20 protein-coding genes are annotated in these 25234 nt (G+C 50.8%); 17 read left to right on the forward strand and 3 right to left on the reverse strand.

The genetic code is table 11. The annotated features are described in order from the left end of the window. Positions 1 to 30: 30 nt before the first annotated feature. Genes Q0698_RS12600 through Q0698_RS12610 form a run of 3 tightly spaced genes read right to left on the reverse strand, consistent with a single transcriptional unit; the run spans position 31 to position 2837 of the window. Complete coding sequence (locus Q0698_RS12600; protein ID WP_298637034.1) at positions 31 to 486, reverse strand: hypothetical protein; 456 nt, start codon at positions 484 to 486, stop codon at positions 31 to 33. Further along, positions 467 to 2389: a DNA topoisomerase gene (locus Q0698_RS12605; RefSeq protein ID WP_298637035.1), complete on the reverse strand. Its 1923-nt coding sequence runs from the start codon at positions 2387 to 2389 to the stop codon at positions 467 to 469. Before Q0698_RS12605 ends, Q0698_RS12600 begins: the two co-directional genes overlap by 20 nt. 1 nt (position 2390) lies before the next feature. Next, entirely contained in the window at positions 2391 to 2837 is a 447-nt protein-coding gene (locus Q0698_RS12610; RefSeq protein ID WP_298637036.1) for a hypothetical protein, read from the reverse strand. A gap of 132 nt (positions 2838 to 2969) precedes the next feature. On the opposite strand from Q0698_RS12610, the gene mobH reads away from it, so the two are divergent. From mobH to Q0698_RS12695, 17 genes are all read left to right on the forward strand, one after another. Beyond that, positions 2970 to 5429, forward strand: a complete 2460-nt coding sequence (gene mobH / locus Q0698_RS12615; RefSeq protein ID WP_298637037.1) for a MobH family relaxase — start codon at positions 2970 to 2972, stop codon at positions 5427 to 5429. Then, entirely contained in the window at positions 5419 to 7260 is a 1842-nt protein-coding gene (traD, locus tag Q0698_RS12620) for a conjugative transfer system coupling protein TraD (RefSeq protein ID WP_298637038.1), read from the forward strand. Before mobH ends, traD begins: the two co-directional genes overlap by 11 nt. A 429-nt stretch (positions 7261 to 7689) precedes the next feature. Further along, positions 7690 to 8328, forward strand: a complete 639-nt coding sequence (locus tag Q0698_RS12625; RefSeq protein ID WP_298637039.1) for a DUF4400 domain-containing protein — start codon at positions 7690 to 7692, stop codon at positions 8326 to 8328. Positions 8329 to 8437: 109 nt separating this feature from the next. Continuing rightward, positions 8438 to 8725 (forward strand): type IV conjugative transfer system protein TraL, encoded by a 288-nt coding sequence (gene traL, locus Q0698_RS12630; protein WP_298637040.1) that lies wholly within the window; start codon positions 8438 to 8440, stop codon positions 8723 to 8725. Between the two features lie 2 nt (positions 8726 to 8727). After that, positions 8728 to 9336 carry a TraE/TraK family type IV conjugative transfer system protein gene (locus Q0698_RS12635; RefSeq protein WP_298637042.1) on the forward strand — a complete coding sequence of 203 codons (609 nt, stop codon included), beginning with the start codon at positions 8728 to 8730 and terminating at the stop codon, positions 9334 to 9336. Beyond that, positions 9333 to 9617, forward strand: a complete 285-nt coding sequence (locus Q0698_RS12640; protein ID WP_298637044.1) for a hypothetical protein — start codon at positions 9333 to 9335, stop codon at positions 9615 to 9617. The genes Q0698_RS12635 and Q0698_RS12640 overlap by 4 nt, the downstream gene beginning before the upstream one ends. After that, a complete protein-coding gene (locus Q0698_RS12645; protein WP_298637045.1) occupies positions 9614 to 10561 on the forward strand; it encodes a type-F conjugative transfer system secretin TraK in 948 nt (315 codons plus the stop codon). The genes Q0698_RS12640 and Q0698_RS12645 overlap by 4 nt, the downstream gene beginning before the upstream one ends. Next, a complete protein-coding gene (locus Q0698_RS12650) occupies positions 10554 to 11918 on the forward strand; it encodes a TraB/VirB10 family protein (RefSeq protein WP_298637046.1) in 1365 nt (454 codons plus the stop codon). Before Q0698_RS12645 ends, Q0698_RS12650 begins: the two co-directional genes overlap by 8 nt. Further along, positions 11911 to 12417 (forward strand): TraV family lipoprotein, encoded by a 507-nt coding sequence (locus Q0698_RS12655; RefSeq protein ID WP_298637047.1) that lies wholly within the window; start codon positions 11911 to 11913, stop codon positions 12415 to 12417. Before Q0698_RS12650 ends, Q0698_RS12655 begins: the two co-directional genes overlap by 8 nt. Positions 12418 to 12455: 38 nt before the next feature. Beyond that, on the forward strand, positions 12456 to 12803 hold the full coding sequence (gene traA, locus Q0698_RS12660) for a TraA family conjugative transfer protein (protein WP_298637048.1): 348 nt from the start codon (positions 12456 to 12458) through the stop codon (positions 12801 to 12803). A 52-nt stretch (positions 12804 to 12855) separates the two neighbouring features. Further along, entirely contained in the window at positions 12856 to 13590 is a 735-nt protein-coding gene (locus Q0698_RS12665; protein WP_298637050.1) for a thioredoxin fold domain-containing protein, read from the forward strand. Beyond that, positions 13590 to 16112 (forward strand): type IV secretion system protein TraC, encoded by a 2523-nt coding sequence (gene traC / locus Q0698_RS12670; RefSeq protein WP_298637051.1) that lies wholly within the window; start codon positions 13590 to 13592, stop codon positions 16110 to 16112. The genes Q0698_RS12665 and traC overlap by 1 nt, the downstream gene beginning before the upstream one ends. After that, complete coding sequence (locus Q0698_RS12675) at positions 16109 to 16504, forward strand: hypothetical protein (protein ID WP_298637052.1); 396 nt, start codon at positions 16109 to 16111, stop codon at positions 16502 to 16504. Before traC ends, Q0698_RS12675 begins: the two co-directional genes overlap by 4 nt. An 11-nt stretch (positions 16505 to 16515) precedes the next feature. Then, positions 16516 to 17100, forward strand: coding sequence for a S26 family signal peptidase (locus Q0698_RS12680; protein ID WP_298637053.1), 585 nt, complete (start codon positions 16516 to 16518; stop codon positions 17098 to 17100). Then, positions 17060 to 18271 (forward strand): TrbC family F-type conjugative pilus assembly protein, encoded by a 1212-nt coding sequence (locus tag Q0698_RS12685; protein ID WP_298637054.1) that lies wholly within the window; start codon positions 17060 to 17062, stop codon positions 18269 to 18271. Before Q0698_RS12680 ends, Q0698_RS12685 begins: the two co-directional genes overlap by 41 nt. Further along, positions 18268 to 19326 (forward strand): TraU family protein, encoded by a 1059-nt coding sequence (locus Q0698_RS12690; protein ID WP_298637055.1) that lies wholly within the window; start codon positions 18268 to 18270, stop codon positions 19324 to 19326. Before Q0698_RS12685 ends, Q0698_RS12690 begins: the two co-directional genes overlap by 4 nt. A 23-nt stretch (positions 19327 to 19349) precedes the next feature. Next, on the forward strand, positions 19350 to 25234 hold a 5885-nt coding region (locus tag Q0698_RS12695), incomplete at its 3' end, for a hypothetical protein (RefSeq protein ID WP_298637056.1).

Genomic DNA, 25234 nt, shown 5'->3' on the forward strand with positions numbered 1-25234 from the left:
TTTGACGTACAACTAACATCTCACATTTTTTTAATTATGCAAGCTGACCACAGTTTCGCCTTGAGCTAAGTGCTTGTTGACCGCTTCATCACCCCGTTGATCAAAGCGCTTAAACGGTACAAGTTTCAACCCATCTTTCTTGTGAACTTTTAAGACAAAGTCACTCGAGACCCCCGACCTCGGTACCATTAAACTTCGGTCGTATAATTCCCGACAAAGCCTAACCACCGAACCAGGAAGGTAGATGTAGTCGCACACAAATTCGCACACTCTACCGTTCTTAAAGTGAAAACCTACCCGTAAAGTATCGTGCTTTCTACCCGGCGCTCTGCCGTACTGCCAGGCCTTTACCAACATATCTAACGTCGACAGCGACTCTTGTAGGTACTCATCGCTCACCACACGCATCGCCAGGTCGTGAATAATTCTCACCCGCTCGCCGTCACAGGCTAACGATCGCTGAAGGCTAATTAATTCGAGGGACATTAACACTATCCTTGGCGTCAATATGGTTACGTGATTTCTCGACAATATCTCTCACCCAGCTAGCGACCTTTTTATAAAAATCCGCTTCACTCATCCTGCCTATTTCGATTGATTCTAAATCGCTCTCCCATAAGGCAGTCACTAAGGGTGATTTGATAGCTATGTCAACTAAAAGAAGTAATTGTCGACCTCGCTCTGTTAATTGCAACCGACTTGTTCCAGTATCGCGAACTAGGTAGTCCCTTTGAAGGCAATTGAACACAATTTCCGCCCGTGTCGCTGCTGTGCCAATGCCACCGGTACCCGCGAGCTGCTTTATCGCATCATGGTCACCATTCAGACTTTCACGCGGCAAGTTTTTCATCGCGCTAAGCAAACTTCCTTCGCTATAGGCCCGAGGAGGAGACGTTTCATAGTCGTGTGCGTTCAACGCAAGTAGAGTGATCGTATCACCCGCATCGAGGTGGCTGAGGTCTAAACGTTCATCGACGGCACTGTACGCCGACGTAAATCGCCCATCGTACTTGCCTTGGGTGATCGCTCGCCAACCGATTTGCCCGATTCGCTTGTCATGGCACTCGAATCGCTCATGACCAACGGATAGCGTCACCAGTGAGTGCTCTTCGATGCACGGTGGAGCGAATTGAGCCAGGTACGACCTGGCAATTAAATCGTACAATTTGTTTTCCAGTGGCGATAATACGCTACGGTCAATCGATTTTGATGTCGGGATAATTGCGTGGTGATTCGCGTGTACCTTTTGGTCGTCGAAAACACGCTGATCTAATTGTTGAGTCGATACGAAGACCGCCAGCTTCGCCCCCACATCGTCTCGACGTATTGCCTCAACGGTCAGTCCCACTGTGCGCTTAGATGAAGAGGGGAGGTATCGACTTTCCGTTCTTGGGTATGTAATGAGTCCATGTCGTTCATAAAGAGACTGTAGAGAAGATTGAACGTCTTTCGCGGTACACCCTATAGAATGAATAGCCTTTGATTGCAGCGTATTCAGGTCATACGGAAGTGGTGCGCCCGTGCGCTTGGTTTCACTGACATGGGAAACTAATCTCGCAGTACCAATTTCGGTGCAACGATGAAGCACCGTTTGCTGTTCGCGCTGAGATAGGCACCGGCCTCGATCATCAACTTCTTCACTTTGGCAAACCCATTCCCCGGACAACCTAAGATGACCAACGCCAAACGTCGCTTTTACCTGATAGATCCAGTGCGGCACAAAAGCGCTAATTGCCGCTTCACGCAGCCAGACCAGATACAAGGTAGGGGTCGACACGCGCCCGATGTGAATGGTGCTGTTCCCAGTGATGTTATCCCCGTGAACGAGTGAATATAGTCGCGTTAAATTTAATCCCAACAGCCAATCTGCGATCGCTCGCATTTGCGCGCAGCTCGCTTGTCGATTTTCCAATTGGTGCGGCGTAAGATGTTTGAACGCTGAGCGAATTGACACATCATCCAAAGCGTTGATAGGCACCCGAAACAACTGGGTTGAATCAGATAGATTACACCGCGATAGAATCTCTCGAGCAATTAACTCACCTTCGCGGTCACGATCGGTCGCCACCAGAATACGGCCAGCGCCTTCAAGTATCTTCACTACATACTGCAGGTGTTTGAATTGTTTAGGATTCACTTCCCGCTTGATTTGCGACAATCTAGGGATGATAGGCAGGTCTTCGAGGCGCCATCGTTTGTACTTTTCAGAGTAGGCCTCGGGGTCGCTTAAGCTGGTGATATGACCAATGGACCACACCACCACCACAGACGAACCATTAATAGACAGGCGATAGGAACTGCCGCGTTTTACCGCGGAATCAGATAGCGCTAATGCGATGGCTTTTCCCTGCACGGGCTTCTCGCAAAGTATGGCTATCTCACAGCTCATGTTACCCGTCCGAGTACATGGATTCGTCACGTAACGACGCTTCACCACACGGGGCATCCTGGTTGGTTGAAGCACTCGCTTCATCGGAGTCCTGATGGGTGTCGATAGCGTCGATGTTATGTTCGGTGCTGTCCGATGCGTCCTCGCTGTCTTCAGCGGCATTCGATTCCGTCGCCGGTGAATCCGTGTCAGCCACTAACGGTGTCTCCGTCTTTTCAGGTGCAAGGGTTGATCGCCTAAATGCGATAACATGACGGTAACCCTCTCCCGCGATCGCGGCCCCGGCAATCGCGTTCGGTTGGAACGTGCTGGTGGCATCTCGATCGACACTCTTTTCATTTACATAGTCACGCTGAACCATCGTGACTTCAATGATTGGCGCCGGTTCACTCGAAGCACAGCCCATTAAGCCGATACTCGCCAGTAGATATAATTTTCTTGTCAACATACAACCTCCTTTTTTATCAGCTTGCCCCAAACAATTAATTATTTTCTGCGTGTCTCTGCCCTTTTCGGGCAGAGTAAACCGAATAACTGCTCCCTGATCTTGCGACAATATCCGCCAACAGGAGAGCGTTAGATGATTCAGAAGTTATTTAGCCTGTTAGGTATGGGCTCACCACCCCCTGATCGGTTTACCCATTTTGTCCAATCCCAAACCCCAGACCAATTACGGGATGAAAACCTACGATGGCCGCCGTGGGGGAGGGGACTACCCGTGTGTTTGCCGGAATATATACTTGGTGAGCAACAGGATATTATTAAGCAAATCCGCGAGTTGTTACCATTCAAACCCCAGCATGACATCTTGCTCGACGAGGTCTTATCACGCTACGCCGAGTTGGTGCAGCTGCTTCCTGCTTCTGAAGACACACACCATCAAGGTGCCATGGGATTATTTCGTCATTCCTTGGAAGTAGGCTTGTTTTCACTCAGAGCAGGTGGCGGCCACGAGCTGAGCGCGGATGCCACACCGGACCAGCGAGAGAGTGTTACCAACCGACGATTGCTCGCGCTTTTCTACGCAGGACTACTCCATGACGTCGGTAAGGTGTTTACCGACATTCGCGTCTACGCGCATCCCGATGTAACGGAGCGGATCTCTCGACCTGACAATCACCCCTCGTTCGATCAAAGCGAAGATGTCGATTGGCTACCCTCAGCGGCATCCCTGTTCGACTGGGCGAAATCTCAGGGCGTAACCCATTACTTTTGCTCCTGGCGAATTGGTCGTTATGGCCGACACGACATTCACGCGGGTCGCGGTATTGAACGCATCATTACCCCCGACATTGAGAGAATATTGACCCACGAGATTCACTTTTCACTTCTCAGTCAACTTATCGGCAAACCCAACAGTTTAACGATGAAAGAGATTGTCGAGCACGCCGACGCCGAATCCACCCGCATCGATCTAGAGAGCAACCACTATAAGAATGAGCGCTCACTGATGTCCTTTGGCGTGCCGATCGATCGAGTGGTTCAAGAGGCACTACAAGCCTTAGCTCGACGATACCCAGCCAACAGTAAAGATTCTCCGATGTTCTGGGTGCTTCAAGCTGGCGTCTTTATAAATTGGGGAATGGCGTCGCAGGAACTCGGTAAGTACCTTGAAAAGCGACACGCTAACAATGTTCCACGCAATAAAGACTCCATTGCTGATATATTAATCGATCGCCAAGTTGCGCTCGGCTGGGCATCCGATAAAAAGCAGGAGTTCGCTCGCTACCATGTTATCTACCCAGCTTCCCTTGGCGGTAAGATCCCCATTGAATCGCTGCGTATTAAGCACGCCGAGTACATCTATCCGCCCAATAACAATGATGCGAGCGATGAGAACTCTAATCTGCCCGAGACTACGGTTGCTTCCTTAACACCACCCCCCGCGGAAGGTGACACGTTTGAGGAGGTCACCAACGACTCCGCGACCGGTGATAACGCCAATTCAGATACAACGCACACCGACCGACCTGCTTCAGAATCAATGCCTGAACCCTCGACGTCTCACTCAGCCATCACTACTCAAGACCAAGCTGAACCCACCACGTCTAGCGATTCACCCTCCGAAGTGGGGTGGGGCGCGCTAATCGATCAAGATGACGCCAGTGCTGAATCCAACCAAGACCAGCCATCACCCCCCTTGGCAAATCAAGATGAAGTGCAACAGGCCGTTCAAACCCCCGTCGCAGAAGCGTTTGATGACCTGACGCTGCCTGGCGAAGTGAATGTCTTTGATGAGGCGTTTGCCGATGCACCATCCTTCGGCACCACCGAAAAGCTCAACATACAAATGGCGATACCTAAAACGTTATCCAAATCCAAACCTAAGACAAAAACAAAAACCAAGTCCGCGAAGGCCTCGCCATCCGTTCAACCTAAATCATCCAAACCACATCCTTCGCCCTCCACCCTTAAAGATGATGCGATTCTTGAACAAAAGGCGTCCCCGACCATGGTTAAATATCTCGAGATACTGGACTACTTTCAATTGGGCAACGATTCCATTTACCAAAGCCCTAACGACGCCAAACAGTACGTACTCCTGCTCGATACCTTTCAGTGCTTAGGCCTAGACCCACATAAATTGGTGCCTAAATTAGTTCGCGAGAGCTTCGTTCGTCACGACAACCCTAAACCCAACCAACCTATCTCACTCCGAGAAGTCGTGACGAAAGTCAAGAACGTCGACGTCGTAAAACTTAACGCCAAAATTTTAAAACGTCACCTCGATGTCTCCATGGTACCGAGAATGCCTGGCGCTCGAGTGGTTGATACTGACCTTACCGATCAACTCGTTAACTCAACACTACGACTCTATCGACAATTAAGAAAGGCTGACCCTGAGATTAAACCGGGCCACCCATTTATCTTCGACCCAGACGCGTTTAGCTCGTTGTTACAGCGTGCAGCCACCTATAACAGCATTAAGCCTGGCCAACTTAAAAAGTACCTTATTCATCGCAGTTTCATAAACGGTGAGGGCGAGGCTATTAACGTTTCCGACGACGAAATCACACAGGAGCTTGCTCATGAAGGATGATCAGTTTGATTACGAGAACCCGTGGCGACCTAACTATGAGTCACAGGCTGTTGCTATTTGGGTTATCGCAGCCTTTGTCGCCTTTGGTGCAGCGCAGCTGACATCGATGCCCGTCGGCCCCGTACTCTGGGTCTCTGCCATCGCCATACTTATGGCGAGCATTCGCTTGCCCTCAGCGTATCGGCTTCATCAGCTTCAACGAAATCTGAAAGGTCGGCCTTTGGAGTTTACGAAGCTTACTGCACTGTTAACAAAAATATCGCGTAAGAAAAACAAAGGTCAACTGTGGCTTGGCCGCGGTTTCGTATGGGAGCAAAAACACGCACAAAGGGCCTATGAAATCACCAAGCGCAGTATGTCAGATGTCGTGGACAATAGTCATAAGACACTCAAAGACGATCATGCCCTGGGCTATAAGTGGATACATGGCTTAGAGCCTAAAGAGACAGACCTTCACCAATCATTAGTCCATACCGCCGGCATGATGCTGGTGCTTGGCACGACCGGGGCAGGCAAGACTCGCCTTTCCGACCTGTTGGTCTCCCAAGCAATTGCTCGTGGGGAGTCCGTTATTCTCATCGATCCGAAATCCGATCAGGAGGCGCTTGCCAACATGAAGCGCGCCTGTCGTGATTTAGGGAGAGAGGATGACTTCCATTTTTTTCATCCTGATTTTCCCACTCAAAGTTGCCGCTTTGATTTACTTCAATACAGCCGAGTCACTGAAATCGCTTCGCGTATCGCCTCCTTGATCCCATCAGAAGGTGGTGGTGACCCCTTTAAAGCGTTCGCGTGGAAGGCCGTCAACGACATCGCCCAAGGGCTATCGATTTGCTATCAACGCCCCACCTTGCGCGACCTAAAACATTACATTGAAACCGGCGCCGATGGCATTGTTGTCAAGGCGATCGAAGCCTATACCATCAAATGTTTCCCCCAGCGAGGCTCAAACTTGGTGGCTAAGGCCATTGCTGAAGCAAAAAAAGATACCCTAACCGGCCAGGCTAAGTCCCTCATTATTATGTACAAAGAGGAAGTTGAACCCGAGTATCCATCGCCGGAAATTGACGGCTTGATCAGTATGTTTACCCACGATGCAGCGCATTTTGGCAAGATGATTTCCAACCTCATCCCCATCCTCAATATGCTGACAGCGAACACCATGAACGAATTGTTATCACCGGACTACAACGATCAACAAGACCATCGACCAATTCTGACCGCTAAGCGAATGATTGAGAATAATAAGGTCCTCTATGTCGGCTTGAGCTCATTGACCGATGCCGTCGTCGCCTCATCGCTCGGTTCCATTATTTTGAGCCAGATCGCCAGTGAAGCGGGGACACGCTACAACATGAACAACACCGAAAAGAAGTTGAATATTTTTGTCGACGAGGCCGGGGAGGTAATTAATATGCCTTTGATCCAGCTACTCAACAAAGGGCGTGGAAGCGCGATGGTCACCACCTTATTTATGCAGACTATCTCCGACGCGGAAGCTCGCCTTGGAAACCGGGCGCTAGCCTACCAAATGCTCGGCAACCTCAATAATTTGATTTCCATGCGCGTGATCGATTCCGAGACCCAGAAGTTTGTCGTCGATAACCTCCCTAAGACCATCGTTAAAACCGTCATCCGAAGCCAAAGCTCCTCATCAAAAGGGGATGCCCCACATTCCCACTCTTCAAGCATGGGAGAGCGCATGTCTGAGGAGGAGGCGGATCTTTTCCCCGCTCAACTTCTCGGCACCTTACCGAATCTTGAGTACATCGCCAAGATTTCAGGCGGGAAAATTCTAAAGGGTCGTTTCCCTATCCTAGTCAGTAATTAACCGAGAAAATCACAATGAACAGTGACCGACTAATGCTAAATAAATCAACCAAAACGACCATTTCGCTCGCTCAGGGCTGGTGGCCAACAATCGGGGTCGTCATAGATAATGTCTTCACCGCACTCCCTTTAGAGCTTCGCACCTCAAGCGACCAAGAGCCGCTCTCGATACAAATTATTTCTCGAGCCGCTCAGCTCTATCAACTTGATCATCAAACCGTTTCGACTCCAAAAGGTCATGCACAGACGTTTCTTAGCGCCTTGGTTTCGTCGATCGCTGATTCGCTTAGTCAATACCTACAATACCACCGATCAATAACAATCGGAGGTCTTGCATTTACTGATACGTACTTATCGACCCAACACCTAATTAGCTTGACCTTTGGTCGATCTCTACATCGCCTCTATTTACAATCCGCGGAGCTTCGACATGCGTGATCGCGGTGGCCTCACGTTTTTACTCTTTATACTCCTCTTTGAGTCGATTGTGATTTTGACCATCATTCCCGGTGACTACACACAGCGAGTGATCCAAGAGGAGTCCGCGTTGATGTCATCGAGGTTAGGGGAAGACGCCTACGACGAAATTAGTCATCGCGCCAACGGCTACTACAACCGACATTTAATCGATTCCGGCTTTTATGCCTCCGTCTATCAGTTCTTGATGCCGGCTGAAGATAATACGCCCGAGGACGGCGATGTTTTTCGCGCAAGCTCTGACCCATGGTTTGTTTACGTCGACAACCGATTGAGAGCCTTCGCCAGCGCCTATTATCAAACCATGGTGCGCTGGTCACTGATGGAAAGCTGGCTCCCGTATTTCTTTGTCCTACTCTTTCCCGCCTTCTATGATGGATTCACCTCCTGGCGCATCAAGCGATCTAATTTTAACTATTCAAGCCCCATTATTCATTCCTATTCCCTCGCGGTCATAAAATACGCCATATTTATCGTCATTGGACTGTTTGTAGCGCCGATATTACTCGATCCCGTCATTATCCCTCTCGTAATTACCATTGTTTGCATTGCTCTAGGCCTTGCTATGGGTAACTTCCAGAAAAGAATTTAAAAAAAAACAACTTTCTTCGCGTCTCTGCCCCTTTTGGGCAGAGATGTCGCGATAAATCATTTTCAAGTGGGTAATTATTAACTCAAGCAAAACGTAGGACGAGTTATTCATGCACCCAGAAATCGACATACCTAGCCGCTGTGATGATCCGCCGCACCTTCTTTTGTGGTCGCTCGATCAGATCTTGCCAGTGATTATGGGTCTATTGATTGGCATGGTCCTAGACATGGCCCTCATCTTTACAGTGGTCGGTATTGTCATGGCCAAAGCCTACTCCAAGTACCGAGACTCCATGCCCAATGGATTTCTCATGCACGCGCTCTATCACTACGGCGTCATGCCTGCTCGTGGTCGAGTCATGATCAACCCGTTCCTGAAACGAATCTATCCGGTGTAACCATGAATCTATCTATTTACCTAAAAACCTTCGAAGGCATGAAGATTGTCAATCGCTACAACTTTCTTGTTCTCGCTGCGCTCGTCATCTGTAACTTTATGTTGGCCATGATTGCCTTCGAGAATAAGGAGCGGATCATCCTTCAGCCATTCACCTTGACCGAGGATGCCTGGATCGCAGAGTCCGATTCATCTCAAGGTTATAAAGAGTCGTGGGCACTGTTTCTCGCCATGACACTGGGTAATGTTAATCCGGCGAACGTTGACTTTGTTACCGACCGTATTAAACCCATGTTATCGCCTCGTATTTATAACGAGGTGGTTGACTCGATGCAGCTCCAAGCGGAAGACATTCGCCTCGATCGAATCGTCATGCGCTACGAGGCCAAAGAGGTCGAGTACGAACCGCAAACGAATCGCGTCTTCGTTTTTGGCGATAGTGTTGTGCGTTCCGCAGATGGCGAAGACAACCGCTCAATCAGAACCTTTGAGTTTGAGATTACAACGGCCAACTTTGCTCCAGTTATTACGCACATCAATTCTTACGAGGGTCGCCCTCGCAACCAGAAGATGCTCCAGCAAATGCAGCAGCGCGGGGAGCTAAACCAATGAAAGTATTCAACACGTCATTCCTTAATCGCACACTTTTCGCCCCCACAGCGCAAAGTCAGCCACGGAAAGTCTCTTCCAAGGTGCTATCAAAGGGGCTATTGGCCTACCGGTTCATCCTTGCTCTGACGGCACTTTCACTGTCTATAGGGCTACTACTTATTCTAATGCCGGATCTCCCGCTCACGGTTGTTTTACTGTCAGCGCTTGGCATTTGTTCCTTGTTTATTTACTCGCTAGCGCTCATGGCGGCATCATTATTTGGTTGGGAGGATGCTCAATGAATCGCTCTCTAATCCTGCTCGCTATCGGTTTCACTACTGCCTTTATTCCCCCGTTGAATGCCCAGGATATTCCGGTTGTTCCGGCCGTAGAAGCTCGTCGAGATTTACCCACTCCCACTGTGGTCGCTCAACCACCTCGCTTAGATCCCACTGAAGTGAATCAAGCGCTTTCACCTCGATCAGCCCCTGCGGCTGCCCCCACGACGACTTCGGGTAATGGCCCTATGGTGGTTACCATGGAACCGGGAGTGAACCAAATTCTCGCGGTCGCAATCAATCATCTAAATCGCATTGTCACGCCGTTTGAGTCACCCGATGTCACCACTACCTCCTCGGGCACCACCGTCGAAGTGCGTGATAATGTGGTCTATCTGGGTACCACGGCTGACGAACCGGTGACCTTGTTCATCACTGAGAAGGAGTCCGAGGCGGTCGCTTTAAACCTGACCTTGATTCCACGTCGAATTCCGTCGCGCGAAATCACGTTGAGGCTAACGAAGTCTGATGAATCCTCCGTGCAGCGCGTTTCTCAGCGCGCTAAAGCGTGGGAGGAAAGTAACCCGTATTTAACGACAATTGAATCCCTGCTTCGCACGATTGCCCTTCAGCAAATACCGCCTGGCTACACCATGGCTTCCACAGTGAATGCTGTCCTTCCTCGCTGTCGACAGTTCGGCTTGGATATTACGTTCGGCGAGCAATTTATCGTGGGACACAACTTTATCGTTCACATTGGCCGCGCTACGAACAATCACCATTCCGCGATTGAGTTTTACGAAGATGCTTGTGGAGACTGGGATATAGCCGCGGTCGCTGCATTCCCTAATCACGCGCTATCCCCCGGGCAATCGACTGAAGTGTACGTCGTACAAAAGCGTAATTACGAGGAAGTGGTAACCGTCGAGCGCGCCTCACTGATCGATCAGCGAGGTGTAAATGAATAAAGACGAACTCTTCCAGGCAATCAATCCAGCAATTCGCTGGAAAATGCTGCCATCCAAGCACCGTAAGATTATTGCTTTAGTCGGCGGCGGTGGTCTGCTAATGATGATGTCGATGATGTTTGGTGGCGGCGACGACGACCAAGCTGGCCCTATCCGCCATGTCCCGAATGAGCGCACCGTCTTGACCTCAAGCAACACCCGAGAAATGGGGATTGAGGCGTTGATCTCTAAGGTCACGCGTCTCGAGCGAGAGGTTAGGGAGGCACAATCCGCCAATGAGGATCTGAATGTCAGTCTTGCTGAGATGCGCCGTCGTCGCGGCAATGATCCTGATGTCACCCAAAATATTCGTGTCCTCCAGTTAGAGCTAAGCTCCCTAAAAACCCAACTTCAGGACTTAGGTTGGCGCGTTGAAGATGGCCAACAACCTGTCGCCACTACCGCTACGCCAACCAACACAACCCAGCCGTCGGTCACCCCGGTCACCCCGGTCACTGAACGGGTGGTTATTCAACGCCCACCAACACCAACACCGGATGTGGTTGATCCAGAGATTACTGAAGACCCATCCTATTACTTCCGTCAGCGCGCCGCCCAAGCGCCGAATAATACGACACCCGCTTCAGGTGCTAATGCCTCGATGAATGCGACCGGCCTAGAAGTCTTTACGACTCGCTCTGTTCCAACCGTCGAGGTGGTCGAGGAATCGGACGATTCCGTCACAATTCCATCGGGATCGATTCTCACCGGTGTCCTCATTAACGGTTTGGATGCACCAACGGGCAACGAGGCCTCACAGGACCCTTATCCGGTATTGGTGCGAATTCAACATGATGCAATTCTCCCCAATGAGTATCTCGTTGATATAAATGAGTGCTTTCTCACCATGTCTGGGTTTGGAAACCTAAGCAGCGAACGCGCGATTATGCGCGCCGAACGACTCAGTTGCGTCACCACTGACGGAGAGATCATTGAGCAAGGCATTCAAGCCTACGCCGTAGGTGAAGACGGCAAAGCGGGTATTCGCGGCCCGGTTGTACATCGCACAGGCGCGTTGCTTGCCAACACGATGCTAGCTGGATTTGGTTCTGGCTTAGCGGAAGCCTTCGGCTCCGCCCCAATCCCTACGATCGCCACGGGTAATGTCGGTGATCAAGCCCAGTATCAAAACAACTTCAATACGGATTCGGTACAACACGGCATCTCCCAAGGTGCAGCAAACAGTCTAGATCAACTCGCTGACTATTATCTCTCACTTGCAGAGCAGATATTCCCAGTGGTCACCATCTCGGCAGGGCGCGAAGTATCAATCATTGTCACCAGCGGATTTACGCTCGAGGTAGATAATAATGACTAAGTATCTGACGGCACTAGCCGCCACCCTAATGATTTCCGGATGTGCTAACACCTACGACGAAGAATTTTCCTGCCCCTATCAAAATGAGGCGCACTGTACTGGCGTTCGTGACATGTATAGCGCCACAAATGGTGGTCAGCGACCTAGCGCTGAGCTTAAGCAGACCACCGACACAACCCAACACAACGCCCGCGATGCCAAGGATGACGTCGTCGAGAGCACCCCAAATCCCGTCGAGCTTCCACGCATCGCAAGCGATCCAGTGATCGATAACTTTGTGACGCCCATGATGCCCGACCGACCAGTTCCCGTTCGAACCCCGTCTGTGGTGATGAGGATAAGAGTGTTTGCCTATGAGGAAGCGCGCAGCGGTGCGCTTGTTTCACCTGGCTACATTTTTACTGAAATCGTTCCTCGGACATGGGTTTTGGGAAACCCGGACGCAGCGGTTGCGACCCGCCGTGTCTTTTCACCGCTACAAACTAATTCTGGTGAGTAGCGTTTTATAACTAAACAATCAATTTGGAGATTGTGATTATGCTTAACAAAAAAAATGTAACTCTTGCTGTGGCTTCTGGCCTAACTCTTGCTGCTGCTGGCGCTGCTGTTGCCGGTGGTTCTGCTGACACCACTTTTGACTCAGTTTACACCCAGTTGAAGGACTGGTTAAACGGAAGCTTGGGTAAAGTGCTAGCCGGTGCATTTGTTCTAGTGGGTGTTATTGCTGGCGTTGCTCGTCAGTCACTCATGGGTTTCGCAGTAGGTGTAGGCGCTGGCGTTGGCTTGTTCAACATCGGTACTATCATCGACAGCTTGTTCACAGCTACTTTAGCGCACGCTCCGGCGGCGACTGAAGCAGTTCAGATGCTTAACGGCCTGAACTAATCGAAGGGGGCACCCTGGTGGGTGTCCCTCTCATTTCTACCGAGAGTAGCCTATGAACATGATCTTACGCACACTAACACTTTTATCGGTCTTCGTCAGCACCTTCGTTGCGGCGGACGATAGTTCGCGCGCGTTAGCCGAGCAATTCCACCGTGAGGCGGATTTACGTCGTATCGCAACGCAACAAACCTCGATTGATATTAAGTCCGATTTCGTCGCCTATCAGGGTGATGACGGACAGCTATATTTTCTTTCTAAAGACGGCCGCTATGCGGTCCAGGGTATGATTACGGACACTTGGCGCCGTAAGCAGATTGTGACCATCGCCGATGCACAATACTCTGAAACACACCTCTCGCTAGATTATTGGCAATTACAAGCCAACCAGTTAAATACCATATCGATTGGGCATGGCCCTGAAGAAATTTTGGTTTTTGCCGACCCGCGTTGTAGCGCGTGCAAAAGCTTTATTCAGGCGGCTCAGGAAAGACCCGATCAATATACGACAAAAATTATCGTTGTTCCGGCTTTTGGCGGCGAATCGCTGACCATGACTAAGGCGCTGTGGTGTGCCGAAGATCGCTTGAACGCCATCGACGCCTTCATGAGTGAGTCATTGCTAGATTTACCGCGTCGCGCTGACTGCGACACCGCTGGCTTGGATCGCACGTTGATGACAGCCCATCTATTTAATATTCAGGCGGTTCCATTTGTCATCGCCCCTGATGGCCGCTACCGCGCAGGCGTTGATCAGCATGTGTGGCGCTGGATTAGGAGTGGTTCGTAATGCCAGAATTTTTCTCATTCAAGCGCCGTTATAAGGATTTCTTCCTCCAAACCGAAGAGCGCTTTACGTCCATTATTCCCGTGTTGGCCTTCGACGAAGACTCACACATTTTCTATCTGGATGACAAGACGATCGGCGTAGGATTTGAGTGTACGCCGGTGTCGGGCTCTGATGATCCCCTACAGCAGCAAACCAAAGCCTTTCTCGATGACAGTTATCCAGATGGTAGTCACCTGCAGTTCCTTTGGTGGCGTAATCCTGACATCAATCAACCCATGGCAGATATGCGAATGGTGCGAGCGCATTACCACGATCCCGATTTTGCCGGAGAGACGAATGCCAGAGAGAAATTCTTTAAGTCTTACACCACTAAGCCGTTGAAGATCGATCAAGGTGGGAAGGTGTACAACATGGGAACGGTGTTCGACGTCAAGTTGTACGTGACGCTAAAAATTCCAATTGCGGATGTCGAGCCAACGGAATCCGAAATCAAATCATTGAAAAATATCTACACCAAGATGCTCACGTCGCTTGGCAATATGCGGATGTCGCCGCAGCCGTTAACCGCTCAGCGTTGGATTCGGGCCATGTCAACTATCTTTAATTGGCAGGAAGATGCCCCTTGGCGAGAAGAACTTCAGGAATGGGATAAGACACGTATTCTTTCCGATCAGATCCTCGACCTCGAGAATGCCGTTGATAATTATGAAGACCACCTTGAAGTCGGTAACTCAGAGCGACGTAAGTACATCAAGGTATTAGCCCCTAAGAAACGACCACAGCGCACACGTTTCGGTGAGCAGCAGTTCTTCGCGGGCGCGATGGATGGATCGCTCGGCGGTGTTCGAACGAACTATCTGATTTGCGCCAACATCTATTATCCGCCCGCCGATAAAAAACGCGAGAAGATGGAAAAACTTCGTACCTACGCCGTGAACCAGGCGACTGGGCCGATGGCAAAGTTCGCACCCATCTTGGAAGAGAAGCGTGTCGACTTTGACCGCATGATGAAGTCGATGGAAGACGGCAATCGCGCTATTGAAATGAGTTTTTCTACCATTGTCTTTGCGAACTCTAAGGACGAAGTGGATGAGGCTGCTCAGGCAGCGAAGAACTTTTGGCGCACCAATCGCTATGAGATGCTCGTGAACCAATTTATGCAAATGCCGGTGTTGTTGAATTCACTACCGCTTTGTCAGGATGCGACGGCCATTAAAGAGCTTGGTTCCTACAATACCGCCACCACCGCTCACGCGACCATGTTCTTGCCCATTAACTCTGAATGGCGCGGCACCGGCACGCCAGATTTAACCCTATTGAGTCGCAACGGACAGGTCATGTCGTTCTCCTCATGGGATACAGATACTAATTATTCAATGTGTATAACGGCCGCATCTGGGGCTGGAAAATCTTTCCTCAGCAACGCCATTATCGGCTCAATTTTATCCGTTGGCGGGCAAGTGTGGACGGTCGATGTCGGTGGGAGTTATCAAAAACTCTGTGAGACCTATAAGGGCGATTACATTGAATTTGGTCCCACGTCGACAATCTGTTTGAACCCATTCTCAAATGTCGCCTCCCTGTGCGGCACCGAGAAAACACGACGCCCTGATTTTACCGGCGATCCGGCAAAAGATGAAGGCGCTGAAGATCAGCTACTTCAATTACTGATTGCGATGGTTGCGCCGACCACGGTGCTGGAAGATCTCGAGCGAGCCACACTACGATCCGTCCTGAATAAGGAGTGGATGAAATACTATGGCGATCTCCAGCTCGACCACATTATGCATGCCTTACTGGAACACGATGATATTCGCATCAAGGATTTAGGTCATCGTCTTGAGCCATTTTCCTCGCTCGGCTCCTACGGTAAATGGTTCATCGGTAAAAACAATTGTGACTTTAAAAATCGATTTACGGTCCTTGAACTCGAGGCGCTCAACACTAAGCCTGATCTTCAATCGGTCGTCCTACTGATGATTATTGCCAACATTGGTGAGCAGGTTTTCTTAGGCGACCCGGCGCGGCGCAAGTTATTTTTGATTGATGAGGCGTGGAACATTCTTGCTAACGGTCCTGATGAAGTAACCGACCTGATTGAGGCTGGGTACCGCCGCTTCAGAAAGAATAACGGCGCAATGTGCTTGATTAGTCAATCATTATTAGACCTTCGGGCTTCTCGCGCCGGCCAAGCAATCTTGGATAACTCCGCAACAACCTTAACACTACGTCAAAAAACGGAAACTATCGAGGCGGTTGCTGCCGGCGGATTTATGTCGCTCAGCGATTATGAGCTCTCGCAACTCAAAACGGTTCACACGACCCCTGGTGTGTATTCAGAGATGTTGATTCGAAATGACCGAGGCTCGGGCATCGCTCGACTATTTGTTGATCCGTACACCTACTTGGTCTACTCGTCCACGCCGAAGGATAAGGCCGAGATTAAAGTTTACACGGATCAAGGTCTTTCAACTGCCGACGCGATCAATCGCGTCCTTCAAGATCGGGGGGTTGAGCTGTGAGTGAAAGAAATCATATTAGCTTGATTCACCAACTTGTCACCGGAGCGTTGGTTGCCGCCGTCATTATGCTTTGGCTTGCCAACAATCGCCTCCATGAGAAAGTGTCAGACATCCAAAGCGGCTATGGCTTGCCGATCTACACACTCTCATCCTCGACCGCGGTTTACAACCTCGCCGAATACCTCCATCCGCAATCACCCACGTCCGAAGTGGCATTGTTGGAAGCACGTCTTCGCGTGAATCATGCACTCAAGCATTTATCTGATCAGGGTTACATCGTCATGGATTCCAGTGACTTGCTCACGCTCGGTAGCAAGTCCGTATTTGATCTCAACGCGCAGACGATCTTTCTGGTGAATGAGCAATTCAACTTCGATGAACAATTAAATTAGGGAACGTATCGATGTCGTTAATGGTAAAGAGTGAATTTTGGTTATTCGAGCGAATTGAGCGGTTCCGCCAATACGCCCGCGACCACCAGAAAATGAGCAAGAAGAAATTCTGGACACTTGCCCTCATCGTCACATCCATCGTCATTTGCGCGCAGTGGGCGTTTGCTCAGCGTTATAGCTTCGGCGTCGATCCCCAAGCGCAGACCTCGATTATCGATAGTCGCGTCTTTGTGATCGATCACGCCTCGGCGCAAGACCTTCGAGTGGGCAACTACTACGCGTTCACCACGACGGATCTGTCGCCCTTTTACCCGGAAGGCACGACATTCTTAAAGGAGCTTGTAGCAGTGCCAGGCGATCATATTCTGATCGACTCAGAAGGCGCCATTTGGGTCAACCAGCAGCGCATTGCCTTTTGGGGCTTACCGCTTGCTGAGGAAAAATTTGGACTCCCATCGTCACAGTTTCAAGGCGAAACCACACTAGGGGAGAATCAGTATTGGTTCTTGGGAAATTATGAAAAGTCATTCGATTCACGGTATTGGGGGAGTGTGAGTGAGAGTCAAATTATTGGCCGTGCTTATCGTCTTTTCTAATCTTGCCTTTGGGCAGGGTGTTAGCGACGCCGATCAAGCGATTATTGATGCTTCGAAAGCCATCACCAACGATCCCTCGTCAGTATTAACTGATGGGGATTTTGCGTTAATAGAGCAATCCATCGATCCAGCTCAACAACCTAGCGATTTTGCTGAGATTGTTGGCGATATAGCCCAGCAGAGCAGAGCTGCCACCCTCGATGCATTGCAACAGACTGTCGAAAGCAATCCGTTGCCGCTTAAGCCTAAGACTGCCGCCTCAATCGTACTCTTCGCATCGTTCTCATTAGATGACGGGCGTCTAGATCAGCTTCTCGCGTTTGCTTCACGCAATCAAAATGCGGCGGTCGTGTTCCAAGGTGTGCCCAACCCTGAGAATATTCTGGCCGGTATGCAGGCGGTTCAAGCGTCGGCCCGTCGCTTTGACCCCATGCCTAATGTCATGCTCGATCCCGGCCTCTTCACGGAATTCAATGTCACAAGCGTACCGACAATTTTGCTGCGTGACCCTGCCTCCTTCGATGAGGTTGCGCGCATCGAGGGTTTAACGAATACCCGTTATCTCAACGAAGCCATCGAAGCGGGCGAGCGCGGTCACATCGGTCGCCTTGGGCCTGTCGAGGTCATCGCCGAAGTTAATTTAATTGATCTACTCAAAGAGCGCGCCGCGGCAATCGATTGGGAGACCAAACGCGCCGAGGCGGAGGAGCGGTTTTGGGAGGGGCAACGCGGCTACCAGCTGCCTGCCGCTATCGAAGACCGTGTTAAATACGTCGATCCATCGATCCGTGTTACGGAGTCGATTTATGCGCCGGATGGCCAGTTGCTTGCCCCACAAGGCATGATGATTAACCCCTTAGAAATGGTCCAGTTCACTCAGGCGCTCGTCATCTTCGACCCAAGCGATGAACGACAGGTTCACGCTGTCGCCGCACGCCTTGATGATTTAAAAGCGAATCATACGCGTGTCGCATTGATCGCCACACATATCACCCCTGTAGGGGGGTGGGATGAATACACTGGTCTCAGCAATCGCCTAGATAGTCATATCTATACCCTCAAGCCGGACATGATTACTCGTTTCCAGGTCGAGCAAGTACCCACCATCATCACCGCGAATGAGCGTGAATTCATCGTGACAGAAGTGGGTGTAGGGGAGGGTGAGTCATGAAATATCTCGCTGCGCTAGTGCTCACCATTACCGCCTCAATGGGCGTGAATGCTCAAACCCTTCAGGGAACCGACATGGGCGCGTCGTGCCATAACTCCGATCTACTCACCGGCAAATTGATTACCGACTTATGTTGGGATTGTATTTTCCCCATTGTCCTGTCCGGGGTACCCATTGGTGGCGATATGGCCAACCAGCCCGACGACTCCCCCAATGCTCCTTTCTGCTTTTGCGACGATGATCTCGGCGTGCCACTTCCCGGTACCGGCACCTCGCTCTGGGAGCCAACCAAGATTATTGAGTTGACCCGTGAGCCGGGCTGTTCTCAGGTCTTACACACACGATTCCCGATGGACCGTCTAAATCAAGGCCATCATAAGATTGGTGGCAATACCCAACAGTCGACATTCCAGCACGCCAAAATGTATAACGCGCCGCTGCTTCAGATGCTCAACATGTTCTCCAATTTCTCCTGTGGCGTTGATGGCTACTTTGACCTTGATTTGGCTTACCTAAGCGAACTCGATCCAACGTGGGACAGTGATGAACTCGCCTTCTTTATGACACCCGAGGCGTCCTTAGTGGCCTCAAACCCATTGTTCACCTCATCTTGCGCCATCGATGCCGCCGCATCCACCGCCGCCGGAGCTGACGACGACGCGCTATTTAAGCCGCTTCGTGAGATGTGGTGGTGCTCCGGGTCCTGGGGAATTTTTACACCCCTCACCGGCAACAATGTCGGATCTGATTCCAACGTGACCGCGACCTCGCTCATGACGGCCAAGCTTCTTTATTCTTTGCACCGCCGCGGAATCATGCATCGAGGCAATGGCGCCGACGCGATGTGCGAGGGCGTTATTGACACCACGATGGACAAGCAAAGCTACAAATTCACACTTATTCATCCCATCCCCGAGACAGAGAGCTCGCATTGGATGGGGGCGAGTGAGTTTCGTTGGGGATTAGGGCGCACGATTCCTGCCGTTGGCGAAGACCTTATTTATTACGTATGGCGTCGAAACGACTGTTGTCTGGTGTATGGCAACGCGAATTAAGTAACCGCGGGGGGCGGTTTAACATGGCGATAATATTAGAAAAAAATCATGCCAAAGAAATCGGTGCTGGGCAGCGCTTCTTCACCTACACGCTTTGCATTTGGATGGCGATGGTGCCGCTGTTCTTCTCAGCCGAGACCGTCCGAGCGCAAGCTCAGCAGCCGGAACCTGTCAATCTTCGTGATATAGGCTTACTCGGACAAGAGTTTGGTGAGCAGCAAGCAGACGATCAATCCCCCTCGATGACTATGGATGAGCACGGCAACCTCATCCTTACAACACTTGATGCTCAAGGTAATACCATTTATACCACTTCCCCCATTGGTTTAATGGATTTAGCCCCCGGTGGCGACCAAGCGGCGATTGATGCCGCTAAAGCGTATTTCGATGACGATAACGCGCTCACCCAGGAAGGGCTCAACGCGCGCTCAAACCTCTACCAAGGCAGCGGCACACAGGGCCACAGTCCTGAGACCGACGCGTACAGCGTATTAATGTCTACGACCCAACTCACAACCCCTGATTTAGCGACCGATTCTGTGTTCGATGGTTCACGCGAGCTCTATAGCACGTTGCAGGAATTACAAGAAGACTTTAGTGGCTGTGAAGCCACAACGACCTTTACCGAATCTTCCGACAAAAGTCGCATCAATGATTACAAAGTCTGTACCACTATTGGTGGGGAGTCGGGTTCATGTACCATTGATCACCTTTTTGAATATGGCCTTTTTAAACACAGCGCTGGCCAGAATAGGCTCGAGCAAATCTCGCCAACGGAGACAGGTATTATTGTGGGCTCTACCGAGCCTGGATCGGTCGTCGGTGACTGTGCTACGTATGAGTACCGCTCATCTTTCGAGCTGACCAATCCGGAAGCGATCATTACCGCAACCCTAGACCAAGTTCATGAAAATCGATATATCGAGGTTTATGTCGAGGGAGACTTGGTGTATCAAAACGCCAATCCTAGCTGTTCGTCTGGCGGCGGCGGAGGCGGCGGAGACCCTGACCCTGAAGATCCAGGCGACGTTGTTCAGAAAGCCATGACTACCACTGATCCAGGCTCGGATAACGGCCCAGGTCAAACCGGATCGTCGGTGGGTGAGATCCCCTTCGATTTGACTGAATATTTCAGACAATCAAAAGGGTCTGTCGTCGACATTACTGTTCGATTAACTGTAGCGGGAGCTGGAGAAGGGCACGCTCGTATTAATGTCAATTACAACCCATCGATTATTGTTCAAAACGAAAATTGGACACCTGATTCTTGCCTGTCCAAGCTATCCATGGCGGGCAGTGGATTTTCAACCATGCAGTTCGAATGTGTCTCGTCGTTAACCTCCACCTATCAAGGTGGTGAGTATAACGCTGCCACGGGCACGGCCGTCGGCTCTGGGGGTACTGGCGGTGGTGGCACGGGTGGTGGTGATACTGGCGGTGGCACGGGTGGTGGTGATACTGGCGGTGGCACGGGCGGTGGTACGGGTGGTGGTGATACCGGTGGTGGCACGGGTGGTGGTGATACCGGTGGTGGCACGGGCGGTGGAGATACTGGTGGTGGAGATACCGGTGGTGGCACGGGCGGCGGCACAGGTGGCACCGTTCCTTGTAACGGCGCTGGCTACGCCTATAGCTGCCCTAAAGATGGCCAGTCTTGGACACTCAATAGTGTTGATAACTCCTGTTCTGGCCAGCGAACCGAAACCCAATCTCCCTACATTGTCGTGGTGGATGGTTGTATCGATGGCTATGCACTAAACGCCGAGACGGAAACTTGCTATCGTCGCGATAACTATGAAAGTCGTCCTTACGAAGAGCGAGTCAATCTATCTTGCCCTGATGATGGAAAAGAGTGGATTTTTAACGAATCTGATCAAACCTGTACCCACGAATATCGTCAGGAACAAGACGCAGTGGAACTTCCTGTTAAGGGGTGTGTCGATGAGTCGTATACCTACGATTCGCTCACTGATACCTGTCGTCGAGTCGATCGCGTCCAGGAACAATATAACACCTACACCACCTATCACTGCCCGGTCGATCTTATTAACCCTTGGACCTTATCTGGTCAGACTTGCCAGCGCTTAGAATTCAAATCTGAACCCGCTCAATCGCAAAATGTCTATGGCTGTCCATCGGGTCAAGTCTATGACGAATTGGCAGGCAACTGCGTCCAAACAGTGGTTGATACTCAATCGTATAACGAATCCAACTACTTCACCTGTCCCGTCGACAACGCGAACCCGTGGACGCTATCTGGCGACACCTGCTCGCGTATAGAGCGAACCACCACGACCGCCATGGCGACTCCGGTGAAGGGATGTCAGTCGGGGTACGATTACGACCAACCTAATAACCGGTGTGTCAAAGTCGTCGAAACAACGTCTCCCTATCAGACTCGCACCGTTCAAGAGTGCCCCCCTGACTACTCGATCTCTTCCGGCAAGTGCCGCGCTGTCTTAACTGACATTCAAGACGCCATTCCCAATGACATTCGAGGGTGTGCCGATTCGTCCTATACTTACAATGCCCAGACGGATACCTGTGAGAAAGAGGTCACGGATGTTCAACCCTACCAATCGACTGTCACCTACAGTTGTCCGACCTCGGACAACGGTCAACCTTGGGTGCTAAACGGTAGTCAATGCGTGCGTGAAACACCGGTTTCACAACCCAGTGTTGTGACCGAAATCAAGGGTTGCGATGACCCCGAATACGGCTACAGCGCCGTTAACGACCACTGTACCAAAATGGTCACAGAGACTGCCCCGTTTATTGAGACAATTCAGACGCAGTGCCCCGAGGATGCCGATCGTCCTTGGTATAAGATCGGTGATGAGTGCCGTCGACAGACCACAGAAAGCACGCCGTCGTATACCGAAGACATCAGAGGGTGTACAGACCCGCTATACGACTATAACGACGCCAGCGGTCAGTGTGAGCGAACGATTACCGACTATCAGCCCTACAGCATCGACGTCACCTATAGTTGCCCGGAAGATCAAGTTAACCCCTGGACCCTGATCGGCAACGACTGTCAACGTATTGAAAGAGAAGTCAAAGCCGCTACGGTCACGGAGGTCTATGGCTGTGATGATCCGAGGTATGTCTATGACAGTACGACCCGCCAGTGCGTCTATGACACCCGCGAGACTCTCGATCACACCATCACCCCGGTACTGACCTGTGAATTCGGTTGGCGCCTAGAAAACGACCAGTGTGTCACCGACGTGATCGAAACGGAAAACGCGACCCTTTATTGCGACGACGCTAATTTCTCCTTAAATGGCAGCGTCTGCGAGCGCTCATCCATCAATGCCCAGCCAGCAAATTACACTTGCCCTGATGATACGTGGTCTTTACAGGGATCAACCTGTATAAAACCTCGCGATGAAATGGTCAGCTCAACCCAATTTTGTGGTCTCGGATACAGTATTCTCAACGGAAAATGCGAACGCACCCGCACACTTGAACAGCCCGTTTCAAAGTCTTGTACCGCTGAAAATTACGAGCTAGTGGGTGATACTTGCATCAAGGAAACTGTTACCTCGTCGACCCCCTCTTATGAGTGCGCGTTAGGATGGGTTCTGGATAACACCCAATGTATTCGAGAAACTGAGGTCACTTCTCCCCCTGTCTATTCGTGTTTAACTGGCTGGAATCTCCGCGGTGACGGCGATGATGCTGTGTGTGAGAGAGATAAGACCGAGGTCATCAACGCTGAATACCAATGTGAACTTGGCTTTACACTCCGAAATCAGCAGTGTGAGCGAGAATACAAAGTTTACGAGCCAGCAATTTATACCTGCGATACAACTGGCGACTGGACCGTATCGGGTTCTAGCTGCCTTCGCGACATCGTCGATATTATCGACCCTACCTTGCGATGTGACAGTGGTTGGACCTTAGATCCCGCGTCAAAATTATGTAAAAGTAGCCAATCGATTACCGAGCAACCCAGTTATGTTTGCCCTGATTCGTTCACGCTTACCGGGCAAATATGCACCAAGCTTAATGTCTTGTCGGAGTTACCAACCTTTGTCTGCGCCGACCCTGAAATGTCCTTAACCGGCCCGTCGACCTGTTCGAAAGTTGTCGAAGAATCCGAACCTCCCGGCTACGCTTGCCCTGCCACAGGCGGATGGTCCGTATCTGGTTCGAACTGCGTTCGCAATACCAAAGAAGAGGTTGAGCCCACCTACAGTTGCCAGGTAGACTTTACCTTAGATATTGCCAGTAAAACCTGCACAAAGTTCGATGAATTAACGGACCAACCTGAGTGGATTTGCCCGGCAGGGTGGTCAGTTTCTGGTAATACCTGCGCCCGTCAAGAGCTTCAGTCTGAGCCCCCTAGCTTCGTGTGTTCTGACCCCGAAATGACACTCTCTGGGACGACTTGCTCCAAGCAAATTACCGATGTTCAGCCCGCGACAATAACCTGTCAAGAAGGCTTCGATCTCTCGGCCGATCAGAAAAGCTGTTCCAAGTCTACGACCACCACGCACCAGCCAAACTATCAATGCTTATCTGGCTGGGATTTAGTCAACAACTCCACGACCTGTACGCGTCAAATTACCGATGAGAAGCCGCCTGTTTATCAGTGCCCCGTCGCCTCACCGGGTTATACCCTTGAAGACGATCGCTGCGTTCGTAATGTGACAACCACGCTAGATCCTACTTACGCTTGCCCGACCTCCGGTGGCTGGGTGCTTTCTGGCTCTCAATGCCATCGCACTCAGTCTGCCACCACTGATCCCGTTTACTCTTGTCAATCTGTCGGCGGTTGGGTATTAAATGGAACTCAGTGCGAACGCACTCAGAGCGCCTCGCTCCCGCCGGTCTATGCGTGCCCATCTGCGACGCCTTCCTATACGCTCCAAGGAACCACCTGTTCTCGCGAAGTGCTTGATATAGATCAGCCTGAGTGGGAATGCGGCATTGGTGGCTGGGAGCTATCTGGTACCACTTGCTCGCGAGAGGTGATCCTACAAAAACCAGCCACCTATACCTGTCAATCAAGCGGCGGTTGGCTCCTATCAGGCACCACTTGTTCCCGCCAAGTGGTTGACGAGGAACAACCCACCTACGAGTGTCCTCAAGGTTGGACCCTCAACTCAGACAATAACACCTGTTCGAAGGACCGACTTATTACTGAGCAACCCATTTTTTCATGTCCTGCAGGCTTCTCTATCTACAACGAATCTCAATGTCGTCGAGGCGTAGAAGAGACATACTCTTGCGGTGCCAACTACACCCTATATCAGACCAATAAATGTTTAAATCAGGTCGAAGAAACGTATGAATGCCCCGCGGGATTTTTGAACCATAACGAGACACAATGTCGTCGACAGGTCGAAGAAACCTATTCCTGTGCTGATGAATTCTCGCTCTATCAGACGACTCAATGCCGCCGTGAAGTCGCGCCGGCCTATAACTGTGAAGCCGGTAGCGCCTTATACGGCACCGATCAGTGCCTCTCACAATCCGAAGAAACTTACGAATGCCCAGCCGGATTCTTTAATCACGACACGAACCGATGCCGCCGTCAGGTTGAGGAAACCTACACATGTGAACCTAGCCATACTCTGATAAACTCCAATCAATGTCGTAGGCAAGTCGAGGAGACCTACGGTTGTCCCGCAGGTCATACTCTGATCAACGGCAATCAATGTCGCAGACAAGTCGAGGAAACCTATAGCTGTCCGACCGGTCAGACACTTATCAACGGCAATCAATGTCGCACACAAGTCGAGGAAGCCTATAATTGTGCGAGCGGATTCTCCCTCTACCAGACAAATAAGTGCCGCCGACAGGTGGAAGAATCCTACAGCTGTGCGAGCGGATTCTCCCTCTACCAGACAAATAAGTGCCGCCGACAGGTGGAAGAATCCTACAGCTGTGCGAGCGG

The sequence above is a fragment of the uncultured Umboniibacter sp. genome, from assembly GCF_947497555.1.
GTDB lineage: Bacteria > Pseudomonadota > Gammaproteobacteria > Pseudomonadales > DSM-25080 > Umboniibacter.

Bases quoted from the DNA above. Each gene is read 5' to 3' on its own strand.
- Q0698_RS12600 (WP_298637034.1), bottom strand. From the start codon at position 486: ATGTCCCTCGAATTAATTAGCCTTCAGCGATCGTTAGCCTGTGACGGC.
- Q0698_RS12605 (WP_298637035.1), bottom strand. From the start codon at position 2,389: ATGAGCTGTGAGATAGCCATACTTTGCGAGAAGCCCGTGCAGGGAAAA.
- Q0698_RS12610 (WP_298637036.1), bottom strand. From the start codon at position 2,837: ATGTTGACAAGAAAATTATATCTACTGGCGAGTATCGGCTTAATGGGC.
- mobH (WP_298637037.1), top strand. From the start codon at position 2,970: ATGATTCAGAAGTTATTTAGCCTGTTAGGTATGGGCTCACCACCCCCT.
- traD (WP_298637038.1), top strand. From the start codon at position 5,419: ATGAAGGATGATCAGTTTGATTACGAGAACCCGTGGCGACCTAACTAT.
- Q0698_RS12625 (WP_298637039.1), top strand. From the start codon at position 7,690: ATGCGTGATCGCGGTGGCCTCACGTTTTTACTCTTTATACTCCTCTTT.
- traL (WP_298637040.1), top strand. From the start codon at position 8,438: ATGCACCCAGAAATCGACATACCTAGCCGCTGTGATGATCCGCCGCAC.
- Q0698_RS12635 (WP_298637042.1), top strand. From the start codon at position 8,728: ATGAATCTATCTATTTACCTAAAAACCTTCGAAGGCATGAAGATTGTC.
- Q0698_RS12640 (WP_298637044.1), top strand. From the start codon at position 9,333: ATGAAAGTATTCAACACGTCATTCCTTAATCGCACACTTTTCGCCCCC.
- Q0698_RS12645 (WP_298637045.1), top strand. From the start codon at position 9,614: ATGAATCGCTCTCTAATCCTGCTCGCTATCGGTTTCACTACTGCCTTT.
- Q0698_RS12650 (WP_298637046.1), top strand. From the start codon at position 10,554: ATGAATAAAGACGAACTCTTCCAGGCAATCAATCCAGCAATTCGCTGG.
- Q0698_RS12655 (WP_298637047.1), top strand. From the start codon at position 11,911: ATGACTAAGTATCTGACGGCACTAGCCGCCACCCTAATGATTTCCGGA.
- traA (WP_298637048.1), top strand. From the start codon at position 12,456: ATGCTTAACAAAAAAAATGTAACTCTTGCTGTGGCTTCTGGCCTAACT.
- Q0698_RS12665 (WP_298637050.1), top strand. From the start codon at position 12,856: ATGAACATGATCTTACGCACACTAACACTTTTATCGGTCTTCGTCAGC.
- traC (WP_298637051.1), top strand. From the start codon at position 13,590: ATGCCAGAATTTTTCTCATTCAAGCGCCGTTATAAGGATTTCTTCCTC.
- Q0698_RS12680 (WP_298637053.1), top strand. From the start codon at position 16,516: ATGTCGTTAATGGTAAAGAGTGAATTTTGGTTATTCGAGCGAATTGAG.
- Q0698_RS12690 (WP_298637055.1), top strand. From the start codon at position 18,268: ATGAAATATCTCGCTGCGCTAGTGCTCACCATTACCGCCTCAATGGGC.